The organism is Actinosynnema sp. NPDC037264 (assembly GCF_055603705.1).
Genome location: NZ_JBVJVK010000006.1, coordinates 245,509 through 263,315 on the forward strand (window position 1 = coordinate 245,509; position 17,807 = coordinate 263,315).

General features: G+C 71.5%; 20 protein-coding genes. 8 read left to right on the top strand and 12 right to left on the bottom strand.

Going from position 1 to position 17,807, the window contains the following annotated elements; genetic code table 11:
- Position 1: 1 nt before the first annotated feature.
- Positions 2-2,026, bottom strand: coding sequence for a protein meaA (locus tag ACZ7GX_RS10625; protein WP_498775102.1), 2,025 nt, complete (start codon positions 2,024-2,026; stop codon positions 2-4).
- Between the two features lie 130 nt (positions 2,027-2,156).
- On the opposite strand from ACZ7GX_RS10625, the gene ACZ7GX_RS10630 reads away from it, so the two are divergent.
- Positions 2,157-2,462, top strand: a complete 306-nt coding sequence (locus ACZ7GX_RS10630; RefSeq protein WP_498775104.1) for a hypothetical protein — start codon at positions 2,157-2,159, stop codon at positions 2,460-2,462.
- A 145-nt stretch (positions 2,463-2,607) separates the two neighbouring features.
- Positions 2,608-3,660, top strand: a complete 1,053-nt coding sequence (locus ACZ7GX_RS10635) for a sulfite oxidase (protein WP_498775106.1) — start codon at positions 2,608-2,610, stop codon at positions 3,658-3,660.
- 64 nt (positions 3,661-3,724) lie between these two features.
- Here the strand turns inward: ACZ7GX_RS10635 and ACZ7GX_RS10640 are convergent, their stop codons facing one another.
- The 4 genes from ACZ7GX_RS10640 to murA form a co-directional block, all read right to left on the bottom strand.
- The gene (locus ACZ7GX_RS10640; RefSeq protein ID WP_498775108.1) at positions 3,725-4,195 is read right to left on the bottom strand and encodes a peptidoglycan-binding domain-containing protein; all 471 of its coding nucleotides are present in this window, start codon (positions 4,193-4,195) and stop codon (positions 3,725-3,727) included.
- Between the two features lie 170 nt (positions 4,196-4,365).
- Positions 4,366-4,833 carry a peptidoglycan-binding domain-containing protein gene (locus ACZ7GX_RS10645; RefSeq protein ID WP_498775110.1) on the bottom strand — a complete coding sequence of 156 codons (468 nt, stop codon included), beginning with the start codon at positions 4,831-4,833 and terminating at the stop codon, positions 4,366-4,368.
- A gap of 17 nt (positions 4,834-4,850) precedes the next feature.
- A complete protein-coding gene (locus tag ACZ7GX_RS10650) occupies positions 4,851-5,321 on the bottom strand; it encodes a peptidoglycan-binding domain-containing protein (RefSeq protein ID WP_498775112.1) in 471 nt (156 codons plus the stop codon).
- A 92-nt stretch (positions 5,322-5,413) separates the two neighbouring features.
- A complete protein-coding gene (gene murA, locus ACZ7GX_RS10655; protein WP_498775114.1) occupies positions 5,414-6,670 on the bottom strand; it encodes a UDP-N-acetylglucosamine 1-carboxyvinyltransferase in 1,257 nt (418 codons plus the stop codon).
- Positions 6,671-6,764: 94 nt separating this feature from the next.
- Between murA and ACZ7GX_RS10660 the strand changes: the two genes are divergently transcribed.
- The 3 genes from ACZ7GX_RS10660 to ACZ7GX_RS10670 all read left to right on the top strand — a co-directional run bounded on the left by ACZ7GX_RS10660 (position 6,765) and on the right by ACZ7GX_RS10670 (position 8,784).
- Positions 6,765-7,337: a cob(I)yrinic acid a,c-diamide adenosyltransferase gene (locus ACZ7GX_RS10660; RefSeq protein WP_498775116.1), complete on the top strand. Its 573-nt coding sequence runs from the start codon at positions 6,765-6,767 to the stop codon at positions 7,335-7,337.
- Between the two features lie 75 nt (positions 7,338-7,412).
- On the top strand, positions 7,413-8,096 hold the full coding sequence (locus tag ACZ7GX_RS10665) for an alpha/beta fold hydrolase (protein WP_498775118.1): 684 nt from the start codon (positions 7,413-7,415) through the stop codon (positions 8,094-8,096).
- Between the two features lie 4 nt (positions 8,097-8,100).
- A complete protein-coding gene (locus ACZ7GX_RS10670) occupies positions 8,101-8,784 on the top strand; it encodes a winged helix-turn-helix transcriptional regulator (protein ID WP_498775120.1) in 684 nt (227 codons plus the stop codon).
- Here the strand turns inward: ACZ7GX_RS10670 and ACZ7GX_RS10675 are convergent.
- On the bottom strand, positions 8,772-9,125 hold the full coding sequence (locus ACZ7GX_RS10675; RefSeq protein ID WP_498775122.1) for a winged helix-turn-helix transcriptional regulator: 354 nt from the start codon (positions 9,123-9,125) through the stop codon (positions 8,772-8,774). The genes ACZ7GX_RS10670 and ACZ7GX_RS10675 overlap by 13 nt on opposite strands.
- A gap of 91 nt (positions 9,126-9,216) precedes the next feature.
- Here ACZ7GX_RS10675 and ACZ7GX_RS10680 point away from each other — a divergent pair, with 91 nt between their 5' ends.
- Positions 9,217-10,083: an NAD(P)-dependent oxidoreductase gene (locus ACZ7GX_RS10680; protein ID WP_498775124.1), complete on the top strand. Its 867-nt coding sequence runs from the start codon at positions 9,217-9,219 to the stop codon at positions 10,081-10,083.
- Positions 10,084-10,592: 509 nt separating this feature from the next.
- On the top strand, positions 10,593-10,802 hold the full coding sequence (locus tag ACZ7GX_RS10685; protein WP_498775126.1) for a hypothetical protein: 210 nt from the start codon (positions 10,593-10,595) through the stop codon (positions 10,800-10,802).
- 9 nt (positions 10,803-10,811) lie between these two features.
- Here the strand turns inward: ACZ7GX_RS10685 and ACZ7GX_RS10690 are convergent, their stop codons facing one another.
- From ACZ7GX_RS10690 to ACZ7GX_RS10700, 3 genes are all read right to left on the bottom strand, one after another.
- A complete protein-coding gene (locus ACZ7GX_RS10690) occupies positions 10,812-11,243 on the bottom strand; it encodes a DUF2550 domain-containing protein (RefSeq protein WP_498775128.1) in 432 nt (143 codons plus the stop codon).
- Between the two features lie 22 nt (positions 11,244-11,265).
- Entirely contained in the window at positions 11,266-11,631 is a 366-nt protein-coding gene (locus ACZ7GX_RS10695; protein WP_498775130.1) for a F0F1 ATP synthase subunit epsilon, read from the bottom strand.
- 75 nt (positions 11,632-11,706) lie between these two features.
- A complete protein-coding gene (locus ACZ7GX_RS10700; RefSeq protein WP_498775132.1) occupies positions 11,707-12,900 on the bottom strand; it encodes an MFS transporter in 1,194 nt (397 codons plus the stop codon).
- Between the two features lie 79 nt (positions 12,901-12,979).
- Here ACZ7GX_RS10700 and ACZ7GX_RS10705 point away from each other — a divergent pair, with 79 nt between their 5' ends.
- Complete coding sequence (locus ACZ7GX_RS10705; RefSeq protein WP_498775134.1) at positions 12,980-13,726, top strand: IclR family transcriptional regulator; 747 nt, start codon at positions 12,980-12,982, stop codon at positions 13,724-13,726.
- Between the two features lie 64 nt (positions 13,727-13,790).
- Here ACZ7GX_RS10705 and atpD read toward each other — a convergent pair whose 3' ends face one another.
- Genes atpD through atpA form a run of 3 tightly spaced genes read right to left on the bottom strand, consistent with a single transcriptional unit; the run spans position 13,791 to position 17,806 of the window.
- On the bottom strand, positions 13,791-15,218 hold the full coding sequence (atpD, locus tag ACZ7GX_RS10710) for a F0F1 ATP synthase subunit beta (RefSeq protein WP_498775136.1): 1,428 nt from the start codon (positions 15,216-15,218) through the stop codon (positions 13,791-13,793).
- Between the two features lies 1 nt (position 15,219).
- On the bottom strand, positions 15,220-16,155 hold the full coding sequence (locus ACZ7GX_RS10715) for a F0F1 ATP synthase subunit gamma (RefSeq protein WP_498775138.1): 936 nt from the start codon (positions 16,153-16,155) through the stop codon (positions 15,220-15,222).
- 7 nt (positions 16,156-16,162) lie between these two features.
- Positions 16,163-17,806, bottom strand: coding sequence for a F0F1 ATP synthase subunit alpha (gene atpA, locus ACZ7GX_RS10720; protein ID WP_498775140.1), 1,644 nt, complete (start codon positions 17,804-17,806; stop codon positions 16,163-16,165).
- Position 17,807 lies beyond the last annotated feature (1 nt).

Here is a 17,807-nt window from a genome sequence, read left to right on the forward strand (position 1 = left end):
GTCAGGCGACCGGGTCGCCGTCCCCGGAGGCGCGGCCGGGCAGCACCGCGGCCCGGACCACCGTCACGATCTCGTCCATGATCTGGGTCAGCTCGTAGTCCTTGGGCGTGAACACCCGGGCCACACCGCGTGCGCGCAACTCGTCGGCGTCGTCGGGCGGGACGATCCCCCCGACGACGACCGGCACGTCACCCGCGCCCGCCGCGCGCAGGCCGTCGACCACCGCGGGGACGACCTCGAGGTGCGAGCCGGACAGGATCGACAGGCCGACCACGTGCACGTCCTCCTGGACGGCGGCGGCCACGATCTGCGCGGGCGTGAGCCGGATGCCCTGGTAGACCACCTCGAAGCCGACGTCGCGGGCGCGCACGGCGACCTGCTCGGCCCCGTTGGAGTGCCCGTCGAGACCGGGCTTGCCGACCAGGATCCGCAGCCGCTCACCCAGCTCCTCGCCGGTCGCCCGCACGCGTTCGCGCACCCGCGCGATCTCCGCGCCCGCCTCACCGGACGCCGACGCCGCCGAGACCCCGGTCGGCGCGCGGTACTCGCCGAACGTCTCGCGCAACGCCTGCGACCACTCACCCGTCGTCACGCCGGCCTTCGCGCACGCGATCGTGACCTCGACCAGGTTCCGGTCGGTCTTCGCCGCCGCCCGCAGGTCATCCAAAGTGGACTTCACCAGCGCGTCGTCCCGAGAGGACCGCCACGCCCGGATCGCCTCGACCGCGTGCTGCTCGACGATCGGGTCGATCTGCTCGATCGCGTTCGCGCCCTCGGCCTGCAACGGCGACGGCTCGGTGGTGGCGAACTTGTTCACGCCCACCACGACGTCCTCGCCGGACTCCACCCGCCGCCGCCGGTCGGCCAACGACGACACCAGCGCCGACTTCATGTAGCCGGACTCGACCGCCGCGACCGCGCCGCCCATCGCCTGCACGCGGTCGATCTCGGCCCGCGCGCCCTCGACGAGCTCGTCCACCTTGGCCCCGACGACGTGCGAGCCCTCGAAGATGTCCTGGTACTCCAGCAGGTCCGTCTCGTAGGCCAGCACCTGCTGCATCCGCAGCGCCCACTGCTGGTCCCACGGCCGGGGCAGGCCGAGCGCCTCGTTCCACGCGGGCAGCTGGATCGCGCGGGCCCGCGCGTCCCGCGACAGCGTCACGGCCAGCATCTCCAGCACGATCCGCTGCACGTTGTTCTCCGGCTGCGCCTCGGTCAGCCCGAGCGAGTTCACCTGCACCCCGTACCGGAACCGGCGGTGCTTGGGGTCCGCGATGCCGTACCGGTCGCGGGTGATCTCGTCCCAGAGCCGGACGAACGCCCGCATCTTGCACATCTCCTCGACGAACCGCACGCCGGCGTTGACGAAGAAGGACATGCGGGCGACGACCTCGCCGCGCCGTTCCTCGGGCACCTGGCCGGAGTCGAACACCGAGTCCAGCACCGCGATCGCGGTGGACAGCGAGTACGCGATCTCCTGCACGGGCGTCGCGCCCGCTTCTTGGAGGTGGTAGGAGCAGATGTTGATCGGGTTCCACTTCGGCACGTTCGACACGGTCCACGCGACCATGTCGGTGATCAGCCGCAGGCTCGGCCCGGGCGGGAACACGTACGTGCCGCGGGACAGGTACTCCTTGATGATGTCGTTCTGCGTGGTGCCCGCGAGGGTGGCGCGGTCCGCGCCGTGCTCCTCGGCCACGCTCACGTACAGCGCGAGCAGCCACATGGCCGTCGCGTTGATGGTCATGGACGTGTTCGCCTCGCCCATCGGGATGCCGTCGAACAGCTGCCGCATGTCGCCGATGTGGCTGACCGGCACGCCGACCTTGCCGACCTCGCCCTTGGCCAGCTCGTCGTCCGGGTCGTAGCCGGTCTGCGTGGGCAGGTCGAACGCCACGGACAGGCCCGTCTGGCCCTTGGCGAGGTTGCGGCGGTACAGCGCGTTGGAGGCGGTGGCGCTGGAGTGGCCCGCGTACGTCCGCATCACCCAGGGGCGGTCGCGCTCTCGGTCGGCCGGGTACGGCACGGCAACCTCCTGTGTTCGATGGCCGCGGCTTGCGCCGGTGGAACGTTCGCGACCTCGCGTTCCCCGTAGCGTACTGACGAGTAACACGACCCGCGCGTGCCGTTGCTCACTGAATCGTGACTGCGGGAGGATGGGCGGCGTGACCGCGCTCACCACCTTCCTGCTGCTGGTGATCGTGTTCGGGCTGCTCGCCCTCGTGCTGTTCTGGGCGTTCGGCATCGACCGACGGGCCGTGCCCGACTACACCGGCGACGACTTCGGCCTGCTGACCGAGGTGTCCGCCGTGCCCACCCCCGAAGCCGCGGCCGTCCTCGCCGGACGCCTGCGCGCCGCCCGCATCAAGGTGACCGTCGTGCGCCGGGGCGACCTGCACCGGCTGCTGGTCTTCCCGGCCGACGTGCCCGACGCCAAGCTCCTGCTGCGGGGCAACGGCTAACCGCCTCTGCCGTGGCCGTCCCCGCGCCGGTGATCGGCCAAGCGCTTGCGTGCCGCGCGCGTCGAGGTGACAGTGGTGCGGCGGACGGCGCCGGACGAGGTGCCCTCCGCACGCCCCACGCCGACTTCCTCCCGCGGAGCAGCACATGACCATCGGACTGTCCCGGATCGCCGCCGACGACGAGGACATCTCGATCGACGAGCTGCGGCTCGCCGCGCGCAACCACGGGATGCCGCTGGAGGCGCTGCGCTACGACGAGACGCCGGCCGGCCTGCACTACCTGCTGATCCACTACGACATCCCGGACGTCACCGGGTGGTCGCTGGACGTGCTCGGCCGCACGTGGACGCTGGAGGAGCTGCGCGCGCTGCCCGCCGTGACCGAGCAGGTGACGCTGGAGTGCGCGGGCAACGGCCGGGCCAAGCTGCACCCGAGGCCGGTGAGCCAGCCGTGGCTGGACGAGGCGGTCGGCTGCGCGACGTGGACCGGCACGCCGCTGGCGCCGCTGCTGGCCGACCTGCCGCCGGACGCCGTGGACGTGGTGTTCACCGGCCTGGACCACGGGCTGGACCGGGGCGTCGAGCAGGACTACGAGCGCGCGCTGCCGGTGGCCGAGGCGTTGCGGCCGGACGTGCTGCTGGCCTACGAGATGAACGGCCAACCGCTGCTGCCGCAGCACGGCGCGCCGCTGCGACTGGTCGTGCCCGGCTGGTACGGCATGGCGCACGTGAAGTGGCTGCGCTCGATCACCGCGCTGGACCGGCCGTTCGACGGGTTCCAGCAGGCCGTCGCCTACCGGATCACGCACGAGCCCGACGACGAGGGCACGCCGGTGACCCGGATCCTGCCCAAGGCCCTGATGGTCCCGCCCGGCTTCCCCGACTTCATGACCCGCCGGCGGTTCGTCGACGCGGGCCGCGTGCTGCTCACCGGTCGCGCGTGGAGCGGGAACGCGCCCGTGGCGAAGGTGGAGGTAGAGCTGGACGGCGCGTGGGTGCAGGCCGACCTCGACCCCGCCGGCGACCGGTACGCGTGGCGGCGCTGGGAGTGCGCGTGGGACGCGACGCCCGGCGAGCACGTGCTGCGGGTGCGGGCGACCGACGCGGACGGCCGCACCCAGCCCGTGGACCAGCCGTGGAACCGGCAGGGCATGGCCAACAACACCGCCCAGCGGGTGCCGGTCACCGTGCGACCCTGAGCCGGCAGGCGCCGCCGCGCTCCGGGGTCGAGCGGGTCGGGGTCGGGCGGGTCGGGCCCGCGGGTCAGTAGTCGTAGCAGCGGCTGCGGTCCGGCGTCAGGAACTTCATCCGGTCCCGGGTGTTCGGGCCGTAGATGCCGTCCGCAGCGGTGCCGATGTAGCGCTGCACCGCCTTCAGCGCGGCCTCGGAACGCGGCCCGAAGCTGCCGTCCGCATCGAGGTCGCCGACCTTCTCGTCCGAGTACGGCGAGGCCAGGTTCAGGCTCGCGTAGCACCGGTTCATGGTCAGCTGGAACCGGCCCACGACCGTCGCGTTCGCCGCGTAGTCGCGGCCGATGTGGCACGAGGTGCTGCTGATGCTCACCGGCACCACGATCGTGTGGCCCGACCGCACGACCTCCGAGGTCGAGGTGCAGCGGGGCAGGGTCGCGGCCGACGCCGGCGCGGCGAGCCCGATCACCGCCGTGCCCACCGCCAGGGCGACCAGTCCGATCGCCCTGCTCCGCAGACCCCTGCCACCCGTCGACCGCCTCATGCGCTTCCCCCCGAGATCACCGGCATCACGATGCCGCGACTCTAGGGAAGTCGCTGCTCACGCGGTGTCCGGCGAACTCCCGACACCGGGGTGCGGGGTCAGGCGACGACACGCGGACAGCCCTCCTGACCCGGTTGGTCAGGAGGGCTGTCCGGTGCGCGTCGCCCAGCTCAGTAGGCGTAGCAGTAGCGGTTGCGGTCGTCGATGAACCTCATCCGATCACGGGTGTTGGGCCCGTAGGACCCGTCGACCGTGGCGCCGATGGACCTCTGCACCGCCTTCAACGCGGCCTGGGTGCGCGGGCCGAAGCTGCCGTCGGCGTCGAGGTCGCGGATGAACTCGTCCTCGTACGGCGACGCCAGCCGGAGACCGCCGTAGCACTTGATCATCGTGGCCTGGAACAGCGTCACGATCTTGTAGTTCGCCACCAGGCCGCTGCCGATCAGGCACGTCTGGCTGTTCGCGCTGCTCGCCGGAACCATGATGCTGATGTTGCTGCCGACGTAGCGCGGCACCATCTTCACGCACAGGTCGGTCGCCGCGGACGCCGATCCCCCCGACACGGCCATCCCGGTGACGGCCATGAGCACGGCTGCCACACCCACGCCGAACCGGCGCAAGCCTGAACCTTCCCTCATGCTGATCCCCCTCGAACTCAGTAGCCGTAGCAGTAGACGCGATCCGGCGTCGTGAACTTCATCCGATCGCGGGTGTTCGGGCCGTAGATGCCGTCCGCGGCGGTGCCGATGTAGCGCTGCACGGCCTTCAACGCGGCCTCGGTGCGAGGCCCGAAGCTGCCGTCGGCGAAGAGGTCGCCCACCTTCTCGTCCGAGTAGGGCGACGCCAGGTTCAACGTCGGGTAGCACCGGCGCATCGTGAACTGGAACCGGGACACGAGCGTCGCGTTCGCCGCGTAGTCGCGGCCGATCTGGCACGAGGTGCTGCCCTTGGCCGTCGGCACGGCGATCGTGTGACCCGACCGCACCATCTCCGTCATCGTGGTGCACCGAGGCGGCTCCGCGGCCGACGCCGGTGTGGAGAACGCGATGGTCGCCGCCCCCACCGTCAAGGCGACCAGGCCGAGCGCCCTCCCGCGCCGGCCCCACCCGCCGAAGAATCCTCTCACGTGCCTTCCCCCTGAAGTCGGCCAACGCGCACTGACTCTAGGGAGGTCGCTGCTCACGCAGTATCCGGCGAACACCCGACACCGGGTGCGGGTCAGGCGTTGACGCGCTCCACGGTCGCGCCGAGCTTGCGCAGGTTCTCCACGAAGCCCGGGTAGCCGCGCTCGATGTGGAAGATCTCGTACACCTCGGTCGCGCCGTCCGCGCACAGCCCGGCCAGCACCAGCCCCGCGCCCGCGCGGATGTCCGAGGCCCACACCGGCGCGCTCGACAGCCGCTCGACACCCCGCACGACCGCGTGGTGGCCGTCGGTGCGCGCGTCCGCACCCAGCCGCACCATCTCCTCGATGAACCGGAACCGCGCCTCGAACAGGTTCTCGGTGATCATCGACGTGCCGTCGGACACGCTCGACAGCGCGATCGCGAACGGCTGCAGGTCGGTGGCGAAACCGGGGTACGGCAACGTCACGAAGTCCACCGACCGCGGCCGGTCGGTCTGCACCACGCGGAAGCCGTCGTCGAGCGTGGTCACGTCCGCACCCGCCATCCGCAGCTTCTCCAGCACCAGGTCGAGGTGGTGCGGGTCCACGCCGCGCACGGTGATGTCACCGCGGGTCATGACGGCCGCGAACGCCCAGGTGGCGCCGACGATCCGGTCGCCGATCACCCGGTGCTCGGTCGGCTGGAGCGACTCCACCCCGTGCACGGTGAGCGTGGACGTGCCCGCGCCCTCGATCTTCGCGCCCATCTGCTGGAGCATCACGCAGATGTCCACGATCTCCGGCTCGCGGGCGGCGTTGTCGATGACCGTGGTGCCGTTGGCCAGCACCGCCGCCATCAGGATGTTCTCCGTCGCGCCGACGCTGGGGAAGTCGAGCCAGATCTGCGCGCCGTGCAGGCCCTCGGCCTCGGCGATCACGCAGCCGTGCTCGATCTCGCTGTGCGCGCCGAGCTTGCGCAGGCCGCTCTGGTGCATGTCCAGCGGCCGGTTGCCGATCGCGTCGCCACCCGGCAGCGCGACGACGGCCCGCTTGCACCGGCCCACCAGGGGACCGAGCACGCACACGGACGCGCGCAGCTTGCCCATCGCCTCGGAGTCGGCGCGGTGGTTGAGCTCCTTCGGGGTGGTGATCGTGACGACCCGGCCGTCGATCGCCACCTCGCAGCCGAGGCTGCGCAGGACGTCCGCCATCAGCGGCACGTCCAGGATCTCCGGGCAGTTGGTGATGGTGGTGGTGCCCTCGGCCAGCAGTGCCGCCGCCATCAGCTTGAGCACGCTGTTCTTCGCGCCTACGACGGCGACCTCGCCGACGAGCCGCCCACCGCCCTGAACCCGGAAGTGCTCACTCACGTAACGGACTCCTTGCTCGTTGTGCCGCAATCCTACGTACGGTCTGAATCGTGCCCGTCCGTGGTGGGCCACCGCGGTGTCTACAGTGCTTCGCATGGCCGTGCACCTGACGAAGATCTACACCCGCGTCGGCGACGACGGGACCACCGGCCTCGGCGACTTCTCCCGGGTGCCCAAGACCTCACCCCGCATCACGGCGTACGCCGACGTGGACGAGACCAACGCCGCGCTCGGCGTCGCCCTGGCGCTCGGCGCGCTGGAACCCGACGTCGCCGACGTGGTGCGGCAGGTCCAGAACGACCTGTTCGACGTCGGCGCCGACCTCTGCACGCCGATCGCCCCCGACCCCAAGTACCCGCCGCTGCGGATCACCCAGGCCTACGTCGACCGGCTCGAGTCGTGGTGCGATGCGTTCAACTCCCGGTTGGGCAAGCTGGAGTCGTTCATCCTCAACGGTGGCACACCCGGCGCGGCGCTGCTGCACCAGGCCCGCACCATCGCCCGGCGGGCCGAGCGGGGCGCGTGGGCGTTGATCGAGGTCGAGGCCGAGCAGACGAACGCGCTGACCGCGAAGTACCTGAACCGGCTCTCCGACCTGCTGTTCATCCTGGCCAGGGTCGCCAACCCGGACGGCGACGTGCTCTGGCAGCCGGGCGCCAACGCCTGACCCCGGGAGGTAGCGCTTCCTGTTTTTGAAGTCTAAGCTTCGAAAACAGGAAGTTCGCCTACCCGGAGGTCGACCATGACCACTTACGTCCTCGTCCACGGCGCGTGGCACGGCGGCTGGGCCTGGGAACGGGTCGCGCCCCTGCTCACGGCGACCGGCGCGCACGTCGTCACGCCCGACCTCACGCACGACCGCGACGTCGGACTGTCCGACCATGCCGACGAGGTGGTGGCCGCGGTCGACGCCGTCGCGGACCCGGACCTGGTGCTGGTCGGCCACAGCTACGCGGGCCTGGTGGTCCGCCAGGCCGCCGACCTCCGCCCGCACCGGGTGGCCCACCTCGTGCTGGTCGACGGCTGGGCCGGGCCCGACGGCGCGAGCCTGACCGACCTGGCGCCGGACTGGTTCACCGCCAGGGTCACGGCCGCCGCGAACGCCGACGGCCTGATCGCACCGCCCGCAGCCGAGTCGTTCGGCGTGACCGACCCCGACGACGCGCACTGGCTCGACCAGCGGCTGCGCACCCACGCGCTGCGGACGTTCACCGAGCCGACCCGCCTCACCGGCGCCGTCGACCGCGTCCCCGGCACCGGCGTCCACTGCGTGCCGGGGACGTTCCCGTTCGCCCGGTTCGCCGCCGACCTCGGCTACCGGACCGTGCCGGTGGACGGGCCGCACGACGCGCCGCTGACCCACCCGCGCCGCATCGCGGACGTGCTGCTCGCCGTCGTGGGCCGGGAGGCGGCGACCCTAGGATGAGCCGGTGGACCAGCGGACGTACAACCAGTACTGCGCGACCGCGCGGACGCTCGACCTCGTCGGCGAGCGCTGGACGCTCCTGCTGGTCCGCGAGCTGCTGACCGGGCCGAAGCGGTTCGGCGACCTCCAGCAGAGCCTGCGCGGCCTCGGCACCGGGCTGCTCGCGGCCCGGCTCAAGCACCTCGAACGCGAAGGCCTCGCGCACAAGGTGACGCTGCCCGCGCCGGCCCGGACCCCCGCCTACGACCTCACCGAGGCAGGCCGGGAGCTCGGGCCGGCCGTGCTCGCCCTGGCCCGTTGGGGCACGAGGTGGGCCATGGGCGAACGACGCCCGGGCGAGGCGTTCCACCCCGGCTGGGCCGTGCTGGCGATGGAGGCGTTCTTCGACGCCGAGGCCGCCGCGGGCGTGCGGGCCGTCTACGAGTTCCGGGTCGGCGACGAGGTGTTCCACGTCCGCGTGGACGACGGCGAGGTGGACGCGGGCCACGGCCCCGCCGGGCGGCCCGACGCGGTGGTCGAGACCGACGAGGACGTCTTCGCCTCGCTGGCCGACGGCCGGTCGAGCCTGGCGGACAAGATCGCCTCCGGCGCCGCCTCGGCCTCCGGCGACCAGGAGGCCCTGCGCAGGCTGGGCACCCTGTTCCGCCGGCCGAGCCCCGCCGAGCGGGTGCCCGCTCAGGACGCGTAGACCACCTTCTCGGCGCCGATGCGCTCGATCCGCGCGGTGCCCCACACGCCCAGCGCGGCGAGCGCCTCGTTGAGCGACACCCCGTGCTCGGTCAGCTCGTACTCCACCCTCGGCGGCACCTCGGGGAACACCTCGCGGTGCACGAGGCCGTCCTCCTCCAGCTCGCGCAACTGCTGGACCAGCATCTTCTCGCTCACGCCCGGCAGGCCGCGGCGCAGCTGGGCGAACCGCCGCACGCCGTGCTCGGCCAGCTCCCACAGGATCAGCGACTTCCACTTGCCGGACACCACGTCCATCGCGGCGTCGATGCCGCAGAAGTAGGGACCACGTCGAGCCGCCATCGGCCCCTCCCGGGGGTGCTTACCAAAAGGTGGGTACTGCACAAAATAGTCCGTACTGGTCAACCGTACCGGTACGAGTGACGATCTCGGCATGACCAACACGAAAGCGACCGTCCTCGGGCTCGGCGCGATGGGCGCCGCCCTCGCCACCGCCCTGGTCCGCGCCGGGCACGTCACGACCGTCTGGAACCGCTCGCCCGGCAAGGCCGAAGCCCTCGTCGACCTCGGCGCCACGGCCGCCGGCTCCGTCCGCGACGCCGTGACCGCGTCCGACGTGGTGATCGCCTGCCTCTTCGACGCCGACTCGGTCCACGAGGTGCTCGACCCGGTGGCCGACCTGCTCACCGGCCGCACGCTGGTCAACGTCACGACGACCACGCCCGACCAGTCGAGGGAGTTCGCCGGCTGGGCGGCGGCGCACGGCGTGGTGTACCTCGACGGCGGCATCATGGCCGTGCCGGACATGATCGGGCGGCCCGGCTCGTCCGTCCTCTACAGCGGCTCGGCCACCGCGTTCGAGCGGCACCGCCCGCTGCTGGACCTGTGGGGCGAGAGCGCGTACTTCGGCGAGGACGCGGGCCTGGCGTCGCTGTACGACCTGGCCCTGCTCGCCGGCATGTACGTGATGTTCGCCGGTTTCCTGCACGGCGCCGCGATGGTCGCGGGCGCGGGCGTGACGGCGACCGAGTTCGCCGGGCGGGCCGCGCCGTGGCTGGCCGCGATGACGGGTGGGTTCGCCGGGTTCGCGGCCGTGGTCGACGGCGGCGACTACACCGTGCCGGGACAGCAGAGCCTGGAGTTCTCCGACCTCGGCGACATGCTCGACGCCAGCGCCGCGCAGGGCATCTCCACCGAGGTGGTCGGCATGGTGCAGAACCTGATCCGGCGGCAGGTCGACGCCGGTCACGGGAAGGAGGGCTTCGCCAGGATCTTCGAGAGCATCAGGCAGCCCGCCTGACGCTGTCCGGGTGACGTCCCCGGGCCGATCGAGAGTCCGGACCACCGATGGGCCACCACGACCGATCGTCCTTGTGTTCACTCTGCCGGGTCCGGACGCCGGGGAGCGTCCACTCGACGTGGGGGTACCCCGCCGTGCGCGGAACACGAAGATCCGGATCGGTCGTGGTGGCCGTCCTCCTCGGTCTGCTCGTCCCGGGGATCGCGCACGCCGCGCCGCCCGCGAACGACGACTTCGACCAGGCGACGCCGATCACTCGGCGCACACCGGGTTCCGCGGCTCGCTCACCCCGATCGCCTGCAACGACGACTGGAACGGCAGCCACCAGTCGCGCGTCGAGGTCGCGGTCACGGCCGGCACCAGCTACCACTTCCTCGCCGGTTCGTACCACGCCGGCTCGGGCGGGTCGCTGACGTTCGCGGTGAGCGGGCTCGCCGCGCTCCCGAACGACGCGTTCGCCGAACACGACGCGACCGCACCACCGCTACGCGGCCGACGGCGACTACACCGTGACGCTGACCCACACCACCGGGGACGGCCGCTCGGCCACCACGTCGCGAGTGGTCCAGGTCCGCACGCACGACGTCGCGCTCGGGAAGGTGACCTTCCGGGCCGTGGCGTCCCTGCCCGAGGGCGACGACCACCTGCTGGACAACGAGGCGATCAGCTCGACGACCGCGGTGCGGCCGGCCGTCACCGGAGGCCTCGACCTCACCTGACGGTGGTCGCTAGGAGGCCCAGGGAATGGATCGGCCCGGAGGCGCTGACTCCAACCAGGACAGGAATCCTGTCAGCGCGTCCGGGCCCATCGCGATCTCGACCTCGCCCTTGTTGCCGCGACAGCGGAGCACCACCGCGCCCGCGGGCATCGCGTACGCCTCCGGTGCGGTGGGCTCGCGGCGGTCGTCGATCTCGAAGCCCTCGCGGGAGATGACCATGTCCGGGCCGGGGCTCAGGCTCAGCACGCGGAACCAGGTGAACTCGTCACCCCGGTAGTGCCCGACGCCCAGGTGCCAGCCCCGGCCGGAGCCCTTGAGCCTGGACCTCAGCGCGACGTGCACGCCGCCCGCGCGCAGCAGCCGGACTCGCCGCCACGCCAGGTACGCGAGGACGACCACCGCGCCGAACAGGACCAGCCCCACCAGTTCGGCGATCCCCACGGCGTTCGTCCGCCCGTCCGCGTCAGGCCGAGTGCCCGGCGGCGCGGAGCCGCGCGATCGCCCGGGCCCGCTGTACGTCGTCCGCGTTCTGCACGTCCGAGCGAGCCTGCTCGACGTCGATCTCGTGGGCGAGCTCCGCGGCCTCCGCGAGGATGCTCACGCCGTCGCCGGTCACGGAGAGGAACCCGCCGTGCACGGCCGCCGTCACCAGCTCGTTGTCCGTGGTGCGGATCCGGACCACGCCGCCCTCGACCAACTGGCCGAGCACCGGCTCGTGGCCGGGCAGGATGCCGATCTCGCCTTCGAGGGTCTGCGCGACCACCGAGGTGGCCGTGCCGGACCACAGGCGGCGTTCCACCGCGACCAGCTGGACGGTCATCTCGGCCACGCGCATCTCCCTGAGTCGACTGGAGTCCACCGCAGTCTAAACGGTGACCGGTGCACCCCGCCGCACCAGCCACCCTCAGTCGTTCCCACGGCCCGCGGCTACCCGCCCGGAGACCGCTCCGACGGCGGTCACCGCGACCGCGCCCAGGGCCGCCACCAAGGCGAACGCGTAGAAACCCCACGGGTGCGCGAGGCCCGCGGTGAGCAGCGCCCCGCCCAGCACGGGCCCGCTGACGGCCCCGATCCGCCCGACGCCCGCCGTCCACCCCAGACCCGTGGCGCGGTTGCCGTCGTCGTACACGCGGCCCACGTACGCGTACACCAGGACCTGCGCGCTGAACACGAAGCACCCGGCCACGAACACCGCCGCGTAGACGCCCGCGGTCGGCAGCCGTGCGCTGAGCAGGCCCAAGGCCGCCGCCGACGCGGCGAACCAGCCGATGGTCGACGGCCGCACGCCGACCCGGTCCGCCACCGCGCCCGCGACCAGCAGCCCGACCACCGCGCCGACGTTCAGCGTGAGCAGCAGGCCCAGCGCCGCGCCCAGCGGGTACCCGGCCGCGCGCATGATCTGCGGCAGCCACGTGTTCAGGCCGTAGACCAGCAGCAGCCCCATGAACGACGCCGCCCAGAACGCCACCGTGGCCCGCCGCACGCCGGGCCGGAACAGCGAGCCGACCAGCCTCCCGGCCGACACCGGCGCCGAGCGGAACGCCCGCGACTCCGGCAGCAGCAGCACCATCAGCGGCACCAGCACGAGCGCGGGCGCCGCGCCGATCACGAACAACGCCCGCCACCCCAGCGACGGGATCACCGCCATGCCCAGCAGCGCGGTGAGCACCGCCCCGACGTGGTAGCCGGTCATGACCAGCGTGGTGGCCCGGCCGCGCCGCCGCGCCGGCGCGAACTCGTCGACCAGCGCGATGGCCGTCGGCAGGCAGCCGCCGAGGCCGAGGCCGGCGAGGAACCTCAGCCCGCCGAACACCTCGATCGACGGCGCCGCCGCGCACAGCACGGTGAACAAGGAGAAGCCGCACACGGACGCGATCAGCGCCTTGCGCCGCCCGACCAGGTCGGTGACCGTGCCGATCGCCATCGCGCCCAGCATCATGCCGACCAGGCCCGCCGTGGAGACGACCGACGCGGACGCCGGCGTGATGCCCCACTGCCCCGTGTCGAGCAGGACCGGGAGGACGGTGCCGAGCACCACGAGGTCGAAGCCGTCGAGCAGTACCGCCGTCCAGCCCAGCGGGAGCACCCATTTGTCCATACCGGGAGGGTGGTGTGGGTCACCCTGGCCGAGGCAGGGCGGTTTCCGATGAGCGGAAGGCCGTTGGGAGACTGGGCCGGTGCCCACCCCGAAGTCGCTGCTGGAGCGCGCGTTCTCGCTGCTGTCGGTGTTCACCGTGGACCGGTCGGCGGTCACGCTGTCCGAGCTGAGCCGCCACTCGGGCCTGCCGCTGAGCACCACGCACCGGCTGGTGGCGTCCCTGGTGGAGCTGCGCGCCCTGGACCGCGCGCCCGACGGCCGCTACCGCGTGGGCCTGAGGCTGCTGGAGCTGGGCGCGCTGTCGCCGGGCAGCCTCGACCTGCGAGACCGGGCCCTGCCGTTCCTGGAGGACCTCTACGAGGTCACGCGGCACAACGTCCAGCTGGCCGTGCGCGACGGCACGGAGGTCGTGTACGTGGAGCGGATCTCGGCGCGGGACGCGGTCAACGTGGTGACGCGGGTCGGCAGCCGGATGCCGACGCACTGCACGGGCGTCGGCCTGGTGCTGCTGGCCGCCGCGCCCGTCGCCGTGCAGGAGGCCGTGCTGGCCGCGCCGCTCAAGCGGTTCACGCCCAGGACGATCGCGTCGGCGCCGGAACTGCGCGAGGCCCTGGCCCGCGTGCGCCGCGACGGCTACGCCATCAGCGACCGCCAGATCGAGATGATCACCTACTCGGTCGCCGCCCCCGTGCGCGGACCGGACGGAGACGTGGTGGCCGCGGTGTCCGTCGTCGTGCCCACGGGCACCCGCACGGACACCGTCGTGCCCGCCGTGCGCACGTGCGGCCTGGCCATCTCCCGCGCCCTGGGCTGGGCCTCCCACTGAGCCTTGCGACGGCCGAAGGGCCGTCCCCCAACGGGAACGGCCCTCCGGTCGTGCGCTCACGGACTTACTTGCCGGCGAGCTTCTTGGCGTTGGCCTCGACGTCGTCCAACCCGCCGCAGGAGAAGAACGCCTGCTCCGGGTAGTGGTCGAACTCGCCCTTGCAGACGCGGTCGAACGCCTCGATCGTGTCCTTGATCGGCACGAACGAACCCGGCTGGTCGGTGAACTTCTCGGCCACGATGAAGTTCTGGCCGAGGAAGCGCTCCAGGCGACGGGCGCGACCGACGAGGACCTTGTCCTCCTCGGACAGCTCGTCCATGCCGAGGATGGCGATGATGTCCTGCAGCTCCTTGTACTTCTGCAGGATCCGCTTGACCTCCTGCGCCACCCGGTAGTGCTCCTCGCCGACGATCGACGGCTCGAGGATCCGGGAGGACGAGGACAGCGGGTCCACCGCCGGGTAGATGCCCTTCTGGGAGATCGGACGGGAGAGCTCCGTCGTCGCGTCCAGGTGGGCGAACGTGGTGGCCGGCGCGGGGTCGGTGTAGTCGTCCGCGGGCACGTAGATGGCCTGCAGCGAGGTGATCGACTTACCGCGCGTCGAGGTGATGCGCTCCTGGAGCTCACCCATCTCGTCCGCCAGCGTCGGCTGGTAACCCACGGCGGACGGCATGCGGCCCAGCAGGGTCGACACCTCCGAACCCGCCTGGGTGAACCGGAAGATGTTGTCGATGAACAGCAGCACGTCCTGGCCCTGCACGTCGCGGAAGTACTCCGCCATCGTCAGCGCGGACAGCGCGACGCGCATGCGGGTGCCGGGCGGCTCGTCCATCTGACCGAACACCAGGGCGGTGTCGCCGAGCACGCCCATCTCCTCCATCTCGAGGAGGAGGTCGGTGCCCTCACGGGTGCGCTCGCCGACGCCAGCGAACACCGACGTGCCGGAGAACTCGCGGGCGATACGGGTGATCATCTCCTGGATGAGCACCGTCTTGCCCACGCCCGCGCCGCCGAACAGGCCGATCTTGCCGCCCTTGACGTACGGGGTCAGCAGGTCGATGACCTTGATGCCCGTTTCCAGGATCTCGGTCTTGCCCTCGAGCTGGTCGAAGGCGGGCGCCTTGCGGTGGATGGCCCACTGCTCGCCGTCGCGGCCGAGGCCGGGCTCGTCGAGGCAGTCGCCCAGCGCGTTGAACACGTGGCCCTTGACGACGTCGCCGACGGGCACGCTGATCGCCTTGCCGGTGTCGGTCACCGCGGCGCCGCGGACGAGGCCGTCGGTGGGCTGCATCGAGATGGTGCGGACCAGGTTGTCACCCAGGTGCTGGGCGACCTCCAGGGTCAGCGTCTTGGCCACCGCCTCGGCGGTGACCTCGGCGTGCAGGGCGTTGAACAGCTCCGGCACCGCGTCGCGCGGGAACTCCACGTCGACGACGGCACCGATCACCCGGACCACACGGCCGGTGCGGGTGGTGGTGGCAGTAGCACTCATGTCACTCATCACTTCCTGCGCCACCGGTAAGCGCGGAGGCGCCACCGACGATCTCGCTGATCTCCTGGGTGATCTGGGCCTGACGGGCCTGGTTCGCCTGGCGGCTGAGGTTGCGGACCAGTTCGGTGGCGTTGTCCGTCGCCGCCTTCATCGCGGTCCGTCGCGCCGCCGACTCCGAGGCCGCCGCGTCCAGCAGTGCCGAGAAGAGCCTGGTCTTGACGTACTTGGGCAGCAACGCGCCCAGCAAGGTCTCCGCACTCGGTTCGAACGAGTACACCGACTGGAGCTTCTGCGGCTCCGGCTCGAAGTCGACGACCATCGGCGCGATCCGCTTGGCGACCGGCGTCTGGCTCAGCATCGACTTGAACTCGGTGTAGACCACGTGCAGCTCGTCCACGCCGAGCACGCCGTCGGGGCCGGGCTGGTCGCCCTCGTCGTCGCTGCCCGCGACGAACGCCTTGACCAGCGCGTCACCGGCCTCGACCGCGTTGACGTAGTGCGGCAGCTGCGAGAAGCCGGTCCACTCGCCCGCGATGGCGCGCTTGCGGAACTTGTAGTAGCCCACGCCCTTGCGCCCGATGACGTAGAGGACGGGCTCCTTGCCCTCGGACCGCAGCAGCGAGAGCAGCTCCTCCGCGGCCCGCAGCACGTTGGCGTTGTAGCCGCCGCACATGCCCTTGTCGCTCGTCACGACGAGGACCGCGGCGCGGCGCGGGTTCTTGCGCTCGGTCAGCAGCGGGTGGTCGAGGTTCGCGGACGCGGTCGCCAGCGCGGAGAGGACCGAGGTGATCTCCTCCGCGTAGGGGCGCGACGCCGCGACCCTCGTCTGCGCCTTGGCGAGACGGGACGTGGCGATGAGCTCGTACGCCTTGGTGATCTTCTTGGTCGAGTTGACCGAGCGGATCCGCTGGCGCAGCTCCCGGATCTGTGCCGCCATGCCTACGTCACTTCTCGGTCGGAGCGGGCCGGTTGACCTTCACCGACTCCTGCCCGACCTTGTCGGCGTCCATCGCGTCGGCGGGCACGTCGACGACCGACGCGCCGTTGGAGGCGGTGAACTGCTGCTTGAACGCGGCGACGGCGTCGAGGATGCCCTTCTCCGTGTCGTCCGACAGCTTCTTGGACTCGCGGATGTCGGACAGGATCACCTCGTGGCTGCGCCGGACGTGGTCCAGGAACTCCGACTCGAAGCGGCGGACGTCGCCCACCGCGATGTCGTCGTAGTGGCCCTTGGTGCCGAGGTAGATCGAGACGACCTGCTCCTCGACCGGGACCGGCGAGTACTGGCCCTGCTTGAGCAGCTCGACCAGGCGCGCGCCGCGCTCCAGCTGGGCGCGGGACGCCGCGTCGAGGTCCGAGGCGAAGGCGGAGAACGCCTCCAGCTCGCGGAACTGCGACAGGTCCAGGCGCAGCGAGCCGGAGACCGTCTTCATCGCCTTGATCTGCGCGGCGCCACCGACGCGGGACACCGAGATACCCACGTTGACGGCCGGGCGCACACCGGCGTTGAACAGGTCCGACTCCAGGAAGCACTGGCCGTCGGTGATCGAGATGACGTTGGTCGGGATGTACGCCGACACGTCGTTGGCCTTGGTCTCGATGATCGGCAGGCCGGTCATCGAGCCGCCGCCCATGTCGTCGGACAGCTTCGCGCAGCGCTCCAGCAGGCGCGAGTGCAAGTAGAAGACGTCGCCGGGGTAGGCCTCGCGGCCCGGCGGGCGGCGCAGCAGCAGCGAGATGGCGCGGTACGCCTCCGCCTGCTTGGTCAGGTCGTCGAAGACGATCAGGACGTGCTTGCCCTGGTACATCCAGTGCTGGCCGATGGTCGAGCCGGTGTAGGGCGCGAGCCACTTGAAGCCGGCCGAGTCGGACGCGGGGGCGGCGACGATGGTGGTGTACTCCAGCGCGCCCGCCTCCTCCAGCGCGGCCTTGACGCCCGCGATGGTGGAGCCCTTCTGGCCGATGGCCACGTACACGCAGCGCACCTGCTGCTGCGGGTCGCCCGAGTCCCAGGCCTTCTTCTGGTTGATGATCGTGTCGATGCAGACCGCGGTCTTGCCGGTCTTGCGGTCGCCGATGATCAGCTGGCGCTGGCCGCGGCCGATCGGGGTCATCGAGTCGATGGCCTTGATGCCGGTCTGCATCGGCTCGTTCACCGGCTGCCGCTGCAGCACGGTCGCGGCCTGCAGCTCCAGCGCGCGGTTGTCGTCGGCGACGATGTCGCCGAGGCCGTCGATCGGCTGGCCGAGCGGGTTCACCACGCGGCCGAGGAAGCCGTCGCCGACCGGCACGGAGAGCACCTGGCCGGTCCGCTTGACCTCCTGGCCCTCTTCGATCTTGTCGAAGTCGCCGAGGATGACCGCGCCGATCTGGCGGACTTCCAGGTTCAGGGCCACGCCGAGCACGCCGCCGGGGAACTCCAGCAGCTCGTTGGTCATGGTGCCGGGCAGACCCTCGACGATGGCGATGCCGTCGTAGGTCTCCGCGACGACGCCGACCTCTTCCCGGCTGACTTCCGGGGAGTAGGTCGAGACGTACTTCTCGATCGCACTGCGGATCTCGTCCGACGAGATCGTCAGCTCCGCCATG

Coding starts and splice junctions, on each gene's coding strand:
- ACZ7GX_RS10665 (WP_498775118.1), top strand. CDS start 7,413: ATGACCACTTACGTCCTCGTCCACGGCGCGTGGCACGGCGGCTGGGCC.
- ACZ7GX_RS10680 (WP_498775124.1), top strand. CDS start 9,217: ATGACCAACACGAAAGCGACCGTCCTCGGGCTCGGCGCGATGGGCGCC.
- ACZ7GX_RS10675 (WP_498775122.1), bottom strand. CDS start 9,125: ATGGCGGCTCGACGTGGTCCCTACTTCTGCGGCATCGACGCCGCGATG.
- ACZ7GX_RS10660 (WP_498775116.1), top strand. CDS start 6,765: ATGGCCGTGCACCTGACGAAGATCTACACCCGCGTCGGCGACGACGGG.
- ACZ7GX_RS10635 (WP_498775106.1), top strand. CDS start 2,608: ATGACCATCGGACTGTCCCGGATCGCCGCCGACGACGAGGACATCTCG.
- ACZ7GX_RS10645 (WP_498775110.1), bottom strand. CDS start 4,833: ATGAGGGAAGGTTCAGGCTTGCGCCGGTTCGGCGTGGGTGTGGCAGCC.
- atpA (WP_498775140.1), bottom strand. CDS start 17,806: ATGGCGGAGCTGACGATCTCGTCGGACGAGATCCGCAGTGCGATCGAG.
- ACZ7GX_RS10630 (WP_498775104.1), top strand. CDS start 2,157: ATGGGCGGCGTGACCGCGCTCACCACCTTCCTGCTGCTGGTGATCGTG.
- atpD (WP_498775136.1), bottom strand. CDS start 15,218: ATGAGTGCTACTGCCACCACCACCCGCACCGGCCGTGTGGTCCGGGTG.
- ACZ7GX_RS10640 (WP_498775108.1), bottom strand. CDS start 4,195: ATGAGGCGGTCGACGGGTGGCAGGGGTCTGCGGAGCAGGGCGATCGGA.
- ACZ7GX_RS10700 (WP_498775132.1), bottom strand. CDS start 12,900: ATGGACAAATGGGTGCTCCCGCTGGGCTGGACGGCGGTACTGCTCGAC.
- ACZ7GX_RS10715 (WP_498775138.1), bottom strand. CDS start 16,155: ATGGCGGCACAGATCCGGGAGCTGCGCCAGCGGATCCGCTCGGTCAAC.